The sequence below is a fragment of the Nocardiopsis sp. KDC1DS13DA1 genome, from assembly GCF_055632325.1.
The window spans coordinates 1-17,395 of the sequence record NZ_JBVMUY010000022.1 but is presented as its reverse complement, the minus strand read 5'-3'; the positions used below and the strand labels follow the sequence as shown (position 1 = coordinate 17,395).

The 17,395-nt window shown below is 71.6% G+C and carries 9 protein-coding genes; all 9 read left to right on the top strand.

Annotation, left to right across the window (positions count from 1 at the left end):
• Positions 1-2: 2 nt before the first annotated feature.
• Positions 3-191 (top strand): hypothetical protein, encoded by a 189-nt coding sequence (locus tag ACTVAJ_RS15080; RefSeq protein WP_470388779.1) that lies wholly within the window; start codon positions 3-5, stop codon positions 189-191.
• Positions 188-1,996 carry an ABC transporter substrate-binding protein gene (locus tag ACTVAJ_RS15075; protein WP_470388778.1) on the top strand — a complete coding sequence of 603 codons (1,809 nt, stop codon included), beginning with the start codon at positions 188-190 and terminating at the stop codon, positions 1,994-1,996. The genes ACTVAJ_RS15080 and ACTVAJ_RS15075 overlap by 4 nt, the downstream gene beginning before the upstream one ends.
• A 708-nt stretch (positions 1,997-2,704) precedes the next feature.
• Positions 2,705-5,386 carry a sensor histidine kinase gene (locus ACTVAJ_RS15070; protein ID WP_470388777.1) on the top strand — a complete coding sequence of 894 codons (2,682 nt, stop codon included), beginning with the start codon at positions 2,705-2,707 and terminating at the stop codon, positions 5,384-5,386.
• Between the two features lie 88 nt (positions 5,387-5,474).
• On the top strand, positions 5,475-5,900 hold the full coding sequence (locus ACTVAJ_RS15065) for a roadblock/LC7 domain-containing protein (RefSeq protein ID WP_116244239.1): 426 nt from the start codon (positions 5,475-5,477) through the stop codon (positions 5,898-5,900).
• 51 nt (positions 5,901-5,951) lie between these two features.
• Positions 5,952-6,311 carry a DUF742 domain-containing protein gene (locus tag ACTVAJ_RS15060; RefSeq protein ID WP_017599750.1) on the top strand — a complete coding sequence of 120 codons (360 nt, stop codon included), beginning with the start codon at positions 5,952-5,954 and terminating at the stop codon, positions 6,309-6,311.
• A gap of 22 nt (positions 6,312-6,333) precedes the next feature.
• The gene (locus ACTVAJ_RS15055; protein WP_470388776.1) at positions 6,334-6,891 is read left to right on the top strand and encodes a GTP-binding protein; all 558 of its coding nucleotides are present in this window, start codon (positions 6,334-6,336) and stop codon (positions 6,889-6,891) included.
• A gap of 64 nt (positions 6,892-6,955) precedes the next feature.
• Positions 6,956-8,218 carry a styrene monooxygenase/indole monooxygenase family protein gene (locus ACTVAJ_RS15050; RefSeq protein ID WP_470388775.1) on the top strand — a complete coding sequence of 421 codons (1,263 nt, stop codon included), beginning with the start codon at positions 6,956-6,958 and terminating at the stop codon, positions 8,216-8,218.
• A 523-nt stretch (positions 8,219-8,741) separates the two neighbouring features.
• Complete coding sequence (locus ACTVAJ_RS15045; RefSeq protein ID WP_470388774.1) at positions 8,742-16,820, top strand: SDR family NAD(P)-dependent oxidoreductase; 8,079 nt, start codon at positions 8,742-8,744, stop codon at positions 16,818-16,820.
• The coding region (locus ACTVAJ_RS15040) for a beta-ketoacyl synthase N-terminal-like domain-containing protein (protein WP_470388773.1) at positions 16,807-17,395 on the top strand (589 nt) is incomplete at its 3' end. The genes ACTVAJ_RS15045 and ACTVAJ_RS15040, both read left to right, overlap by 14 nt.

Below are 17,395 nucleotides of genomic sequence, written 5' to 3'. Positions count from 1 at the left end.
GGGTGCTGTTCGTCGGCCGCTTCGGCCTGGTCGTCGGTGCCTTCCTCGCCCTGGCCAGCACCCTCACGGCCTTCCTCAACCCCCCCGGTACAGCCGAGTTCGTGATCAGCGTCGTCACCGTCGGTATCGGCCTGGTCGTCACCGTCCTCGGTCTGTTCGCCGTCCTACTGGAAAGGAAGCGACAAGAATGAGCCGCACCCCCTCACCGGAGACCCTCACCCGGGACCTCAGCCGACGCCGACTGCTCAAGGCGGTCGGGTTCGGCGCGGCCGGGGCGGCGGGCGTCGGCGCCCTGACCGCCTGTTCCGGGGACGGTGAGGCGTCGGGCGCCACCCGGTTCACCGGGGTCTACGACTACGACCTGGACGCCAACACCCGCAACATGGCGGTCGAGGACGGCGCGCTCCTGCTCAACTCCGTCTACGAGGACCTGTTCCTGACCACCGGCGCCATGTACGACTGGCGCGAGCACACCTGGGAGTACCTGCTCCTGGAGGGCTCGGAGTGGGACGGGGACAACCTCGTCGTGACGCTGCGCCCGGACCTGAGGTGGAGTGACGGCAGCGACCTCAACGCCGAGGACGTGATCCAGACCTACGCGATGGCGATCCTGGAGACTCCGGCGTGGTCCGTGGGGTTCCCCCAGGTCACCGAGCTCGAACAGCTCGACGACCTCAGCGTCCGGCTGGCCTTCGACGCCCCCTTCGTCAACATCGAGCGCAGCATCCTCAAGCGCCGTTTCGTCAGCAAGGCGACCTACGCCGACTTCGGTCCGCGCGCGGTCGAGCTGGTCAACTCCGGTGTCCGTCAGGGCGACGACGAGCACGGCGCGTTCAACGCCGAGTTCATCGAGTTCAACCCCGAGGAGGTCGTGTGCAGCGGCCCCTACATGTTCGACCAGTCGCGGATGTCGGACGCGAGCATCACACTGGTGCGCAACGAGAACGGCTTCCGGGGCACGGAGGTGGGCTTCGACGAGGTCCTCATCCACCGGGGTGACAACCGGCAGGCCGCCCTGCTGTTCCAACAGGGCGAGGTCGACTACTCCTCGCTGGCGCCCACGGCCGCCGACCAGCAGGCCTTCCAGAGTGTGGAGGGGTTCCGCTGGGTCGAGCACACCGGCTACGACGGCTGCGGCATCATGTTCAACTACGCGGCCAAGCCCGAGCTCAGGGACGTCCGCGTCCGTCAGGCGCTCGCCCACGTTCTCGACAGCGACACCATCGGCAGGGTGGCGCGCGGTGAGGCCTACGAGGGGGTCCAGTACTACGCGGGGCTCGTGGACGTCCAGGCGGAGGAGATCTTCACCGAGGAGGAGCTGGGGCGGTTCACCCACTACGGGTACGACCCCGACCGCGCCACCGAGCTGCTGGAGGAGGCCGGGTGGACCCTGGAGGACGGGACCTGGCACCTGCCCAACGGCGACGAGGCCAGCTTCGAGGTGATCGGAGTGTCCGGCTGGACCGACTTCGAGCTGACCGCGGTACAGGTGGAGGAGGCATGGAACAGCTTCGGGATCCCGACCACGGCGACCAACGTGCCCTCGGACAACCCCTGGGGCATCTGGGGCGCGGGTGACTTCGAGGTGGCGGTCCGCCACTGGGGCAACCCCGAGATCCCGGACTACTGGGGCGCGTTCCAGATGAACTTCCTGCTGGAGAACGCCGGGACCGAGGACTCTCCGGGGCAGTCCTTCGACCTGGAGGTCGAGAGCCCGTCGATGGGTGAACTCGACCTGGCGGCGCTGGTCGAGGAGGCCAAGCAGGCCGAGTCCCCGGAGGCCCAGCGCGAGACCCTGCTGACGATGGCCACGGCCTTCAACGAGCTGCTGCCGCGGATCCCGATCTGGACCTTCCGGTACCTGGCTCCCGCGTTGAACGGGGTGCGGGTCGAGGGCTTCGACACCGAGCTTCCGTCGGACGGCAACCAGATGTACCAGGACAACCACATCATGCTGGCGCTGATCCAGGGGAACCTGGGGGCGGTGGGGGAGTGATCCGGACGCCGGCGCGGACCGGTGACCGGTGAGGGGCGGGGCCGCGCGGCCCCGCCCCTTCGCGTGTCGATGTCGGACACGAGTCGTGCGACCACGGCTGGTGGTGTGACTTGGGGCACACGTGCTGAGCTGGGTGACTAGTGTCTTGAAAGCGGCAAATCAGACAATTGGGATCTAAGGTATAAAGCAACTTTGGCGGTGTTATCCCACGTCAACCCTGGTGCGTTGCGGTCTTTTCGGGTGCTTCTCGGATTCCCCTGCCAAGCGGGATGGCCTTTGTTAGTCTGACGATCCGAACGACGGTTCTCGGTGGATGTACAGGAATTGTGCCGGACATGGATACTTGTCTCCGGATAGGGCGTTACTCTCCTTGTCCGGGCGTCCGTTCGTGCGCGCCGCTTCCATCGCGGAGTCCGTTCCGGCGTTCCCCCGGCGTACGGGACGCCCGTCGCCACGGGGTCCCCACGCGGTCCTCCCGGCGGCGCCTCCCTGGTCAGGGTGGTGATGCGGGGCCACCGCCGATCCGCCCACCTGATGCGAGGAGACGAGACTGTGGCGCAGGCCCCGTCACCGCACGAACGCGATGGCAACCCCCTGGCCGAGACGAAGTCGACGGAGGATGGCCGAGGAGGCAGGTTCCGCCGGGCCATCTCCCGGATGGTCAAGTCCCAGGACCCCCCGTCACCGGAGACCGAGCGAGGACATCCCGTGCATCAGCCCGTGCATCCGCACTCGCGGCCCGCCGAACCCCCCAAGGGCGACGGCGGCGACCAGCACTCCGCCGGTTCGGACAGGCCGGACGGCGGCGCTCCGTCCGACCGCCCCGTCGGACCGTTCTCCGCGTCGGCGGAGAAGGGCTACCGTCCGGCCACCCGCACGAGTGTCCCGAACCCCTACACCACCCGGCGACTGGAGGTCGAGGACGTCGACACCGGCGCGCGCTCGGTCGGCCAGTGGCGGGGCGTGGGCCTGGACGAGCCCGACCCGCGCGGCCGGCCCAGGACCCCTGACTCCCCGGCGCGCACGAGCGACAGCACCCCGGACACGGGCGCCACGGCGCGCCCCGCCACACAGCCCCGGGCGACCGCCGGCCCCGTTGGGAAGGACCAGCGGGAAGCGGCCGCTCCGGCATCCTCCGCGGACGACGCGGCGCACAACACCCACGCACCCCGGCACACCTCGGAACCCGCCACCCACAGGGCTCCCGCCCGACAGGGGGCCGGCGACACGCGTGCCACCCACACCCCGCGCACCGGTGCGGCCGACCCGGCCGGATCCGCCGTTCCCGAACCCTCGGGTGAACAGGACCGGCACACGTCGGAGACCGGGCAGCACGGGGCCGACCCCCTGGAGGGAGGTTCGCGCATGGACGACCAGCCGAACCCGTACGGGACAGCGGAACCCCGGACCACGGAGACGACCACCGGTCAGCACGCCGAACGGCGCGCGGCCGAGCCCTCCGGCCCGCGCGCGCAGGCGCCGGAGCCCGCCGGAGTGCCCGGACACGGTTCGGTCCCCCCGGGCCAGGGGTCCGCCCCGACCGCGCAGACGTGGCCGCAGCCCGTCCACCCGCTGCCCGCTCCGCAGGGCCACCCGGCCCAGCCCCAGCCCGGCTTCCACGGCCCCCGGGCCGAGTACGAGGGGTACCCGCCGCCCTCCGGTCCCCCCGGGCAGTACGCGCCCGCGGGGCAGGCGGCGCACCAGCCCCCTCCGTCCCACCAGGGGTGGCCCGGATACCAGCCCGAAGCGTTCCACCAGGCGCACCCCGGCCACCCGGGCCAGATCAGTCCGGCCCAGCCGGTGTACCCGGCCCACCCCGACCCCCGCGGCGGGTGGGGCGACGGCGGCCAGCCCGGTTACCCGCAGCCCGCGCAGGCCCCGCACCACCCGGTCCCCTACGCGCCGCCGCAGCCGATGATGGCCTACCCGAACGCCTACCCGGCCCCGTACCAGCCGCCGGGGTACGTGTTCCCCGGCCAACCGGTGATCCTCCCCGGCCAGTTCCCCGCCTACGGTCAGCCCGTCCAGCACGTCATCGTGCTCACCTCGGGTCAGGTGCCGCAGGTGATCACCGCCGAACCGGCCACGTACACCGACCGCGCCGAGCCGGAGCGGGGGGAACGCACGCGTGTCCGCTCCCCCCGGGAGGACCGGGCCGAGGACGGAACCGGGCGGGACACCGACGCGGAGATCCCCGGACCGCGGGAGACCGACGCCGGTGAGGCCGTCGCGGAGGAGGCCGGGGAGGCCGCGGACGACGCCTCCGCCCCCGCGGCGCGGACCCCCGGGGCCGAGCGGTCCGGCGACGACCGGGACGGCGGCGCACGGGACGGTGCCGAGAGCACCTCGGACCGCGAGGGCCTGCTCAACGAGGCGCTGGCCGGTCTGGCCATGCGCGACCTGTCGTTGGTCGACACCCTCCTGGAGACGGTCGAGGAGCTGGAGACCGACGCCCAGGACCCCGACCTGCTCGACAAGCTCTTCCAGATTGACAACCTCGCGACCCGCATGCGGCGCAACGGGGAGAACTTCCTGGTGCTGACCGGTCACGACGGCGGCGAGTCCGACGCCCACGACGAGATCGTCCCCCTGCTGGACGTCGCCCGCGCCGCGACCTCCGAGATCAAGGACTACCCGCGTGTGCGCCTGGGCAAGCTCCCGCAGACGTCCATCACCGGTATGGCGGCCGACGACATCAGCCACCTCCTCGCCGAGCTGCTGGACAACGCGACCGCCAACTCGCCCGAGCACTCCCAGGTCGTGGTCAGTGCCCGCGAACTCGACGACGGACGGCTGATGGTCATCGTCGAGGACGAGGGCGTGGGCATCCCCGAGGCCCAGCTCGGGGAACTCAACCTCAGGCTCGCGGGCGCCCCCGTGCTCGACGAGGAGGTGCCGCGCCACATGGGTCTGTACGTCGCCAGCCGGATCGCGCGCAGGCACGGCCTGGAGGCCCGTCTGGAGTCGCGCGCCTTCCGCGGGGTCAACGCCTACGCGATCATCCCCCAGGGACTCCTGCGCGTGGCCACCCCCCCGGTCCCCGGGCAGGCCCGCACCTCGGCGGTGCCCACGGTGACGGCTCCGACGACCCCCGTCGTCACCCCGGCCACGACCGGGACCAACGGTGTGAACGGCAGTTCGTCCACCAAGCCCCTCGGCGGCGGCAACTCCGCCGTCACCTCGGCCGGACTGCCCCGTCGCAGCGCCACCCCGCACGGTTCGCCCCTGCGGATGATGCCCCCGCCGGACCACGCCGCCGAACCGCCCGCCGACGCGCCGCCGAAGCTGACGGGCGAGGCGCGGGCGGAGCAGATCCGCGACGAGCTCGGAGACTTCCTCGACGGTGAACGGGAAGCCCTCGAGGAACGACCGGACGGAGAGGACACGTGATCCCCCTCTCTCCCCGGCGCGTCCCCCGGGTGCCGACACGCACCCCCCGAACCCCCGAACACGACCCTCGGCCCAGGCAGGTAGAGCGATGACCGAACCCGTTAACGACAGTGTTGAGAACTTCTCCTGGCTCATCGACCGGTTCGTCCGGGACGTCCGCGGAGTCGAGCACGCCGTGGTCGTCTCCTCCGACGGGCTGGTGCTGACCCACTCCAGCGACTTCCCCGAGGAGCACGCCGAGCAGCTGGCCGCGATCGCCAGCGGTCTGCACAGTCTGGCCGTCGGCGGTGCAGGGCTCTTCCAGCGCGGTGAGTGCGAGCAGCTCCTCGTCCGTTTCAACAAGGGCCACCTGTTCATCATGGCCATCAGTGACGGTTCGTGCATGGCCGTACTCACCTCCCCGGGCAGCGAGCTCAAGCTCATCGGCTTCCAGATGACCAAGCTCGTGGAGAACGTCGCGCACGTGCTCACACCCCAGCTGCGGTCGCAACTGCGCGAAGTCATCCAGAACTGAGCCGGCGACCCGTAGCGGTTCGGCAGGGATCACGAGAAGGTTGCCACTGACATGAGCTTCCGCAGGCGAAGGAGTAACCGCGTCCGCCCGTTCACCTTCACGGGCGGGCGGACGCGGTCGCGGCATCCGCTGATGGTGCAGACCCTGGTCTCGACGTCCGAGCCCGGGAAGGAACCTCCGAGCACCCTCATGCCGGAGTCGATCAACATCTACAGACTGTGCCGGGAGACGCGGTCACTCGCCGAGGTCTCGGCGGAGCTGAACATCCCCCTGGGCGTCACCCAGGTTTTGGTCAGCGACCTGGCCGAGCAGGACATGGTGTACATCCACCCGACCATCACCGGCAGCAGTCCATCGGAAAACCAGGTTCTGGAGAGGGCTCTTCGTGGTCTCGAACGACTTTTCCAGTGACAACAGGTCGAATCGCAAGAAGATGTCGAGCAAGATCGTCATCGCCGGCGGCTTCGGTGCCGGCAAGACGACCTTGGTGAGCTCGGTATCGGAGATTCCACCGGTCACGACAGAGGCGATCATGACCGAGGCGAGCATCGGTCATGACGACACCTCGATCACACCCGACAAGACGACGACCACCGTCGCGATGGACTTCGGTCGCATCACCGTCGACGACGAGCTGGTCATGTACATGTTCGGCACGCCGGGGCAGGCGCGCTTCTGGTTCATGTGGGACGATCTCGTACGCGGCGCGGTGGGTGCCGTCGTCGTGGTCGACTGCCGGAGGCTCGCGGACTCCTTCGACGCGGTGGACTACTTCGAGACGAACCGGCGCATCCCCTACATCGTGGCGCTGAACAAGTTCGAGGGGCGGCTCGACTACACCGCCGAGCAGGTCCGTGAGGCGTTGGAGGTCAGCCCGGAGGTGCCGATCATCGACTTCGACGCGCGCCAGCGCAACTCGGGCGGCGACGTCCTCAAGACGCTGCTCCGGTACGCGCTGCAGCACAACCGTGCCAGCGAGCCCGTCGGCTGACGGGCGGGGAGCCACCGAGTCCTCCCCACCGCCCCCGTAGACTCCCCAGGAAAGTTAGCGACAGATGCGCAAGATCCTTATCGTCGGAGCGGGCCACGCCGGTCTGCACCTGGCCCATGGGCTGCTGACCGAAGGCTACGACGTCACGGTGATCACGGGGCAGTCCTCCATGGAGATCCGGACCGGCAAGCCCGCGATCACCCAGTTGACCTTCCCGACGGCCCTGAACTACGAGCGCCAGCACAACCTCGACCTCTGGAGCGCTCTCTCGCCGCAGGTCAGGGAGGAGCGGATTCATCTGTATCCGGGGCAGGGCCGCCCCGTGGTGACCTTCAAGGGCAGGACGGGTCAGGGGAACGACTACATCGTCTCGGTCGATCGCCGGGTCAAGATGGCGGACTGGCTGGAGTACTTCGAGGACCGCGGCGGCAAGGTGGTCATCCACGGGGTCACCGTCACCGATCTCGACTACTTCTCCCGGATGTTCGACCTGATCGTCGTCGCGGTGGGCCACGGCGAGCTCGGGCAGCTCTTCGACTACGACGATTCCAGGTTCAGCGGTGCCCGTCCGCGCTCGACCGCCCAGGCGTACGTGTATGACGTCTGGCCGCACGAAGGCGATGACGAGAACGTCGGCTGGGGAGCCTCCGCAGCGGAGGCGGGCACCATCAACCTGGTGCCAATCCTCACCCAGGACGGTCCCTGCCACGCTCTCGTCATGGTGGACAAGCGCGGTGGCCCCATGGACGCCTGGCCGGACCGGCCGGGCTCGGAGGAGCAGCTTCGACGGATGAAGGATCTGCTCCGCCAGTACGCCCCGGACTACTTCGAGCGGGTCAAGGACGCCGTCCTCGTGGACGGGCGCAGCACCCTGATCGAGGAACTGACCCCCCAGGTCCGCAACCCCGTGGGTGTGCTGCCGTCCGGAGGTCTGACACTCGGGATGGCCGACGTGGTCGTGACGATGGACCCGTTCGTCGCACAGAGCTGGAACAACTCCACCCGGTGCGCGAAGGCGTACCTGGAGGCCATCCTCGAACACGGCGACCGTCCGTTCGACGAGGAATTCCTGGTCGGCGCCTTCGACCGCTTCTGGGAATTCGGACTGCACAACCAGACGTGGGCGGAGATGAATTCCACATTGTGGGACGCGGGTGACCTCGCCCCCTTCTTCTACGACCTGATCGAAGGCGCCAAGGCGTACCCGGAGGTGGCGGACCGGTGGATCCGGGGTTGGGACTACCCGCCGGATTACGCGAACTGGCTCCTGGACCCGGATCTGGCCGGGGAGTACCTCGCCGAGGTTCGGGCGAAGCACGGGGACTGAGTCGCGGCGAAAGCGAGGGGGAGCCCGATGTCCGTCGGACATCGGGCTCCCTGGTGTCCAGAAGGTGAGATGAATGTCCGATTAAGTCGCTGACCGAATGAGGTCAAAGAAGGACCGAAACGGGGGAAGCCGTTGTCATGCATCGTGAGCGGCGGTTACGATCCTTCGTGTTGATGTCTGTAAGTGATACATAGCCAAGAGTGAGACTTCTGTACCGCTTGAGTGCTAAGTGTCTGTCGTCAGCGGATCCGACCCTCCTCCCCCGGGGGGTGCGCTGGAAAGGTGTTCCATGTCCCCCTGCGTGTGTTCCTTTCGTTTTTCCCGGAGCGTCGCCGCCACCGGTAGCGCGGACTGACACATCTCGGCCACGAATGTCGGCGCACCTGTCTCTCATCCGTTCTGACCTGGGACAAAGGTTTGCTGGGCGCGTGCATATGCACGGGACGGGACGACCGTCGCCGTGTGCCGTAGAAGTCCTCGTCCACGCGTGACGTGAACGTGGAACGCGATCGGAGGGAACGCGATGATCAGTGACGGTTCGAACACCGAATCCGGCGGTTCCGGTACCCCGGTCGCCGTGGTGGGGATCGCCTGCCGCCTTCCCGGAGCCTCCACCCCGGAGGCGTTCTGGCGGTTGCTCTGCGAGGGCCGCGAGGCCATCACGGCGCCTCCCGAACGACTCGGTGCCCCCTCCGTCGAGCGCGACCACCGCTGGGGCGGTTACCTGGACCGAGCTGAGGACTTCGACGCCGCCTTCTTCGGGATCTCCCCGCGCGAGGCGCTGGCCATGGATCCCCAACAGCGGCTCATGCTCGAACTGAGCTGGGAGGCGGTGGAGAACTCCCGCACCGCCCCCGACACCCTGCGCGGCTCCGACACGGGCGTGTTCACCGGGGCCATCGCCTCCGACTACGCGCTCGTCCAACACAGCGGAGGCCACACGGAGATCGGCCACCACACCCTGACCGGCACCCAACGCGGCATGATCGCCAACCGGGTCTCCTACGCGCTGGGCCTGTCCGGACCCAGCCTGACGGTGGACAGTGGACAGTCCTCGTCCCTGGTCTGCGTGCACATGGCCATGGAGAGCCTGCGCCGTGGCGAGTGCGGTACCGCACTCGCGGGCGGCGTGAACCTCGTCCTGGCGCCCGAGAGCACCGAGAGTGTCGCGCGGTTCGGCGGGCTCTCCCCGAACGCCCGCTGCCACACCTTCGACGCGCGCGCCAACGGTTACGCACGGGGCGAGGGCGGGGCCGTCGTCGTGCTCAAGACCCTGGACCGGGCCCTGGCCGACGGCGACCGGGTCCACGCGGTCCTGCGCGGAGGGGCCGTCAACAACTCCGGGGACACCGCCTACCTGGCCCGGCCCGACATCGAGGGGCAGGAGGCCGTTCTGCGCGCGGCACTGCGGCGTGCCTCGGCCGAACCCTCTCAGGTCGGCTACGTCGAACTGCACGGAACGGGCACCCCCGCGGGCGACCCGGTCGAGGCCGCCGCGCTCGGCGCGGTCTACTCGACCGGCCGCGACACGGCGCTGCGGGTCGGGTCGGCCAAGACCAACGTTGGCCACCTGGAGGGCGCCGCGGGCATCGTCGGCCTGGTCAAGACCGTGCTGAGCGTGGCCCACGGCCAACTGCCGCCCACCCTCAACTTCGAGACCCCGCACCCCGAGATCGACCTGGAGCGTCTGCGGCTGTCCCCGCAGACGCGACGGGAGCCCTGGCCCACCGAGGCGCCGCTGGCCGGTGTCTCCTCCTTCGGCATGGGCGGAACCAACTGCCACGTGGTCGTCGGACCTCCGCCGCCGCGCCAGCCCGAGTCGTCGGGTGGCGGCACCGGCGAGAGCGCTCTCGATCCGGTTCCATGGGTGCTCTCCGCCCGCTCCGAGGCGGCCCTGCGCGCCCAGGCCTCCGCCCTGCACGCGCACGTGTCGGCGCGACCGGGCCTGCGGGCCGAGGACGTGGGCCTGTCCCTGGCCACCACCCGCACCATGTTCGAGCACCGGGCCGTGATCCTCGCCTCCGGCGGCAGTGGGGCACGTGAGCTGGAGTCGGTGCGTCCGGAGCGGACCCCCGAGAACGCCGGTGAGGACGCCGCTCCAGTCCTGATCTTCCCGGGGCAGGGCGGCCAGTGGCCGGGTATGGCCCGTGACCTCCTCGACGGCGACGGCCCGCTCGCCCAGGTGTTCACCAGGCGGGTGCTGGAGTGCGAGCGCGCCCTGGACCCGTACGTGGACTGGTCGCTCCTCCAGGTCCTGCGCGGCGACCCGCACGCTCCCCCGTACGTCGGTTCCGGGGCCCGGGTGGACGTCGTGCAGCCGGTGCTGTGGGCCGTCATGGTCGCGCTGTCCGAGGTGTGGGCCGCGCTGGGTGTGCGCCCCGCCGCGGTGATCGGCCACTCCCAGGGGGAGATCGCCGCGGCCTGCGTGGCCGGTGCGCTGTCCCTGGAGGACGCCGCACGGGTCGTGGCGCTGCGCAGCCGGGCACTGACCGCGCTCGCCGGGACCGGCGGCATGGCCTCGCTCGGACTGACACCGGAGCGGGCCGAGGAAATGGTCGCCGGGACGGACGACCTGTACCTGGCGGCCGTCAACGGCCCCGACTCCGTGGTGGTCTCCGGAAGCCCCGCCGCGGTGCGCCACGCCGTGGAGACCTGCCTGGACAACGGCGTGCACGGAGCGCTGGTCGACGTCGACTACGCCTCCCACTCCGCGCACGTGGAGCGGATCCGCGACGTACTGGCCGAGGCGTTGGCCGGGATCGCGCCGTCCTCCCCCCGGGTGCCCTTCCTCTCGACCCTGACCGGGGACCGCCTGCCCGAGGACGGGCCCGGACTCGACGCCGGGTACTGGTACCGCAACCTGAGCCGGACGGTCCGTTTCGCGGAGGCGACCGAGGCGGCCGTCGCCAGGGGGTACCGCACCTTCATCGAGGTCGGGCCGCACCCGGTGCTCTCCTACGCGGTCGAACGGACGCTCCGGGCCCGGGACGTCGAGGGCACCGTGCTCAAGACCCTGCGCCGCGACCAGGGCGACCAGGCCCGGCTGCTCACCGCGGCGGCCCGGGCCTTCGCCTGCGGACTGGACGTGGACTGGGGCGGCCTGTTCGCGCGGACGAACGCGCGCCCGGTCGACCTGCCCACGTACCCCTTCCAGCGGGTCCGGTTCTGGCCGGGGGCCGTGTCGCCGGAGGCGCCCTCCGGTGGGGGCACGCCCGCTCCGTCGCCGCCTCCGGTGACCGCCGACGCCCGGGACACCCGCGCCCTGGTCGCGTCCCTGTGCGCGGGGGTCCTGGACCAGGGGTCCCTCAGCGGGGCCGACGAGGGCAGGGCTTTCCGCGACCTGGGGTTCGACTCGATCATGCTGCGCGAACTCGCCGCGAGGGTGGGGGAGGCGACCGGGGTCCACCTGGACAACACCGTCCTCTTCGACCAGCCCACCCCCGCCGCGCTCGCCGACCACCTGGCCGCCGCGCTGCGGGAGCGAGCCCGCGAGCAGGCCCCGCCCCCCGTGACCGAACCCGCGGTCCCGGCCGTCTCCCCGCCCACGGGGTCGTCGACCGACGACGACCCGATCGCCATCACCGCGACGGCGTGCCGCCTGCCGGGCGGGGCCGGGTCGCCGGAGCGGTTGTGGCGGCTCGTCGAGGACGGCGTGGACGCGATCGGGGAGTTCCCCGACAACCGGGGCTGGGACCTGGACGGGCTCTACGACCCCGAACCGGGCACCCCGGGGCGCACCTACACGCGCTTGGGCGGGTTCCTCCACGACGCCGACCTCTTCGACGCCGACTTCTTCGGGATCAGCCCCCGTGAGGCCGACGCCATGGACCCGCAGCAGCGTCTCCTGTTGGAGACCTCCTGGGAGGCGATCCACCGCGCGGGCCTGACCACCGACGACCTGCGCGACCAGCAGGTCGGGGTGTTCGTCGGCGCGATGCCCACCGAGTACGGGCCGCGTCTGGCCGACCCCGGTGCGGGCGGTGACGGCGGCTACCGGCTCACCGGCAGCACACTGAGCGTGGCCTCGGGGCGGATCGCCTACGTACTGGGTCTGCGCGGGCCCGCGCTGACCATCGACACCGCGTGTTCGAGTTCCCTCGTGGCGTTGCACCAGGCGGTCGGGGCCATCCAGCGCGGCGAGTGCGCGATGGCCCTGGCCGGGGGCGCCACGGTGATGGCCACGCCCGGCATGTTCCTGGAGTTCTCCGCGCAGCGCGGCCTGTCCCCCGACGGGCGCTGCCGCGCGTTCGGCTCCGGCGCCGACGGGACCGCGTGGGCCGAGGGGGCGGGCATGCTCCTCCTGGAGCGTGCCTCCCAGGCACGCCGCCACGGACGGCCCGTGCTGGCCCTGGTCAGGGGCAGCGCCGTCAACTCCGACGGGGCCAGCAACGGGTTGACCGCACCCAACCGCGAGGCCCAGGAGCGGGTGATCCGGCGAGCACTGGAGACGGCGGGTCTGGCGCCGGACGAGGTCGACGCCGTGGAGGCTCACGGGACCGGGACCCGGCTGGGTGATCCGATCGAGGCGCGCGCGCTGATGTCGGTGTACGGCCGGGGGCGTGAGCACGGCCGGGAGCTACGGCTCGGCTCCCTCAAGTCGAACATCGGCCACGCCCAGGCCGCCGCCGGGGTGGCCGGGGTGATCAAGACCGTGGAGGCGCTGCGGCACGGGCGGCTGCCCCGGACCCTGCACGCGGACGAGCCCACGGACGAGGTCGAGTGGAAGGACAGCGGCCTGCGCCTGCTCCGGGAGGCGGAGCCCTGGCCGGACACCGGTCGGCCGCGCCGGGCCGCCGTGTCCTCCTTCGGCATCAGCGGCACCAACGCGCACGTGGTGCTGGAGGGCGTCGCCGACGAGGGGGCTCCTGTGACCGTCCCAGAGGACCCGTTCCGGAAGTCCCGTCACTGGGTGGTCCCACAGCCGCCGGAACTCGTCGCGCCGTCCTCCGGTCCCGCCGTCCGGGCGGTACGCCCCACGCTCGACGACGGGCTGGCCCTCGCGGACGGGCGCACGGTGTTCACCGGTCGGATCGATCCCGTCGAGCACTCCTGGGTCCGTGACCACGGGCTGCTGGGCCGTACCGTCCTGCCCGGGACGGCGTACGTGGACCTGGTCGCCCACGCCGCCCACCGGGTCGGGGCGAGGACACTGGCCGAGCTGGTGTTGGAGGCGCCGCTGGTCCTGCCCCGAGGCAGGACCGTCCAGGTCCAGGTGGCCGTCGGCCCCCGCGACGGTGACGGTCACCGGACAGTGGAGGTCCACGCACGCCCCGACGGTGATCCGGACGCTCCCTGGACCCGCCACGCCTCGGCGGTCCTGGACCACGCGGAACCGGGGGCCGCGCCGCGGACACCGGTCGTCGACCCCGGACCCGCGGTGGGGACGGCCGACTACGAGCGGCTGGAACGACGCGGCCATACCTACGGCCCCGCCCTGCGCGGGCTGCGTTCGGCACGGCGGGACGGCGGCGAGATCCTCGCCGAGGTGGTCGCACCGGACGCCCTGGACACGACCGCCCCCAGCCACGGCCCCCACCCGGCCCTGACGGACGCCGCGCTGCACGCGCTGCTCCTGCACGGCGGTAGTGACGAGCACGCCCTCATGGTGCCCTTCACCTGGTCCGGGGTGCGCGTGGCCGCCACCGGGGCCGACGCCGCGCCCGGGACCCTCCGCGTGCGGGCGACGGAGCTCGGCCCGGGACGGTACCGGCTCACGCTGACCGACGAGCACGGCGCCGTGCTCGTCACGGTCGACGAGTTGGTCCTGCGGCCCCTGGCCGAGGACGCCCTGCCCGCACCGGAACCCGGTGAGCTGCCGGAGCTGTACGAACTCGGGTGGCGTCGGGTGGAGGTCCCCGACCCCGACGTGTCGGCCGCCACCGGGCTCCCCGACCTGGCCTCCCTCGGCCCGGACAAGCCGGTGCCGCCGGTGGTCTCCACCGAGCTGCCCGCGGCGGTCGTCTACACCGAGGGCGCGCCCGTGCCGGACGCGGTTCGCGAGGGGCTCGACTCCGTGCTCGGCACGGTCCGCGCCTGGCTGGCCGACGAACGGTTCGCCCACGCGCGCCTGGCCGTGGTGACCTGGCGCGCGGTGCCCGCCGACCCGGGGACCCGGCTCACCGGGCTGGCCGCCGCGCCCGTGTGGGGGCTGTTGCGCACCGCCCAGCGGGAGCACCCGGGCAGGCTCGTGCTCGTGGACTCCGACGGGTCGGAGGACTCCCACCGGATGCTGGCCACCGCGGTCGACCTCGGTGAACCCCAGGTGGCCCTGCGCTCGGGAATGGTGCTGGTGCCCCGCTTGGCCAGGATGGAGGCGAAGGCGGACCGCACTCCGGTCGGTCCGCTGTGGCGGCTCGACACCCGTACCTCCAGTTCCCTCGCGGACCTGGAGCCGGTGGCGGCCCGCGAGGCCGCTCGTGACCTGGGTTCTCACGAGGTGCGCCTGGCCGTGCGCGCGGCGGGGGTGAACTTCCACGATCTCGTGGTCGCTCTCGGTATGGTCGAGGGAGAGTCGGGGATCGGGCTCGAAGGTGCCGGCATCGTCCTGGAGGTCGGTTCCGAGGTGCCCGACCTGGCCCCCGGAGATCGGGTGTTCGGGATGTTCGACGGCGCGTTCGGGCCGATCGCGGTCGCCGACGCCCGCAGGCTCGCCCGGATGCACGAGGAGTGGACGTTCGAGCAGGCCGCGGCGGTTCCCGTCGCCTTCCTCACCGCCTATCACGGACTGGTGGACCTCGCCGCGGTGCGCCCCGGGGAGAGCGTCCTGGTGCACGCCGCCGCCGGGGGCGTCGGTACGGCCGCCGTCCAGTTGGCGCGCCACATGGGTGCGCGCGTGTTCGGTACGGCCAGCCCGTACAAGTGGCCGGTGCTGGAGGGGTACGGGCTCACCCCGGACCGGTTGGCGTCCTCCCGGACCCTGGAGTTCGAGGAACGGTTACGCGCCGCCAACGACGGACGCGGTATGGACGTGGTGCTCAACTCGCTCAGCGGCGAGTTCGTCGACGCGTCCCTTCGCCTCCTCCGTTCTCCTGGTGACGGAGAGGGACCGGGCGGGCGCTTCGTCGAGATGGGGTTGACCGACGTCCGTTCCCAGGAGGAGGTCACCGCCGTCCACCCCGGGCGCGGCTACCAGTCCTTCAGGTTGCCGGACGTGGCACCGGAACGGATCGGGCAGATGCTCGCCCGGGTGGTCGAGCTGTTCGAGGGCGGTGTCCTGAAGCCGCCGCCGACCAGTGCCTACGACCTTCGGCAGGCGGGGGAGGCCCTGCGCGTCCTGCAACGCGGTGAGAACGTCGGAAAGCTGGTCCTGACCGTCCCGACGCCCTTCCCGCAGGACCGCACGGTCCTGGTCACGGGTGGCACCGGCGTCCTGGGCCACCGACTGGCCCGCCATCTGGTCACCGGGTACGGAGTGCGCGATCTGCTGCTGGTCAGCCGGAGTGGACCCGCCGCCGAGGGGCAGGACGCCCGCACCGCCGAGCTGGCCGCCCTGGGCGCCCGCGTGCACGTCGTGGCCTGTGACGTCGCCGACCGCGACGCCCTCGCCTCCGTCCTCGCGGACCCGGACCGCCCCCTCGGGGCGGTGGTGCACGCCACGGGGGTGCTCGACGACGGTCCCGTCACCGGCCTCACCCCGGAACGGGTCGACCGCGTGCTGCGCCCCAAGGTGGACGGGGCGTGGAACCTGCACGAACTCACGGCCGACGCGGACCTGGGCGCGTTCGTCCTGTTCTCCTCCGCCACCGGAGTGCTGGGCAACCCCGGACAGGCCGGCTACGGGGCGGGCAACGTCTTCTGCGACGCCCTGGCCCGGCACCGGCGCGAGCGCGGGCTGCCCGCGACCTCCCTCGCGTGGGGGCTGTGGGACGGCCCGACCGGTATGACCGGGCACCTGACCACGGCGCAGATCGGGGCGATGGGCAGGTCGGGCCTGCTGCCGATGCCGTCGGAGGCGGCCTTGCGCCTGTTCGACGCGGCGCTGTCGAGGGACGTGCCGCACGCCGTTCCCGCCTGGATCGACACCACCACGGACGCCGACATCGCCCCCCTTCGGGACCTGGTCACCCGTCACCCGGGAGACCGGGAGACTCCGGACCCCCCCGGTGTCGCGCATGCCCCCGGAACCGAGCGCGGGAGGACGTTCGCCGGTGCCGCCGAACGCGTCGCGGCACTGCCGGAGGCCGAGCGCGAGCGCGCCCTCCTGGTCGAGGTCCGCGGCCAACTCGCCGTCGTCCTGGGCCATGGGTCGGGTGGGATCCGCGTGGACGCGGACCGTCCCTTCACCGAGTTCGGCCTGGACTCCCTGACCGGACTGGAACTGCGCAACCGGCTCGGCTCGGCGCTCGGGGTACGCGTTCCGGGCACCGCCGTCTTCGACCACCCCACCCCGCGCGCGCTCGCGCGGTTGCTGGCGAACCTCGTGGCCCCCGAGCCGCCGGAGGTACCCCAGCCCAGGGCCACCGACGCGGAGGGCCCCTTAGCCGACGACGCGCCGGAGGAGGGGATCGACGCGATGGACGTCGACGACCTCGTGAATCTCGCCATGCAAGGAGAGGCCCACCGATCCCCACGTGGACAGGAGACAGCAGATGACGTCCGATAACCACCGGCTGGTGGCGGCGCTCAGGTCCGCACTCAAGGAGAACGTCCGGCTGCGTGAGCAGCTCGACGACGCCGCGTTCGGCGAGCCGGTCGCCGTCGTGGGCATGGGGTGCCGCCTGCCGGGCGGTATCGACTCACCGGAGGATCTGTGGGACCTGCTCGCGCACGGGCGTGAGACCGTCGGCCCGCTGCCCGACGACCGCGGGTGGGACCTGGCGTCGCTCCTCGGTGAGGGCGGCCGAGAGCCCCGGTCCGCGATGACCCGGGGTTCCTTCCTCGACGCCGCCGGAGATTTCGACCCCGGCCTGTTCGGGATCTCCCCCCGTGAGGCCGAGGCGATGGATCCGCAGCAGCGCCTGCTGCTGGAGGTGGCCTGGACGTCCCTGGAGCGGTCCGGGATCGCGCCCTCCTCGCTCGCGGGCTCGGACACCGGTGTCTACGTCGGGACCCTCACCCCCGAGTACGGACCGCGGTTGACTGAGGCGCCGCGGGACGGGCTGGCGCTGACCGGGACGTCGCTCAGCGTGGCCTCGGGTCGGTTGTCGTACACGTTGGGGTTGACGGGGCCGGCGTTGA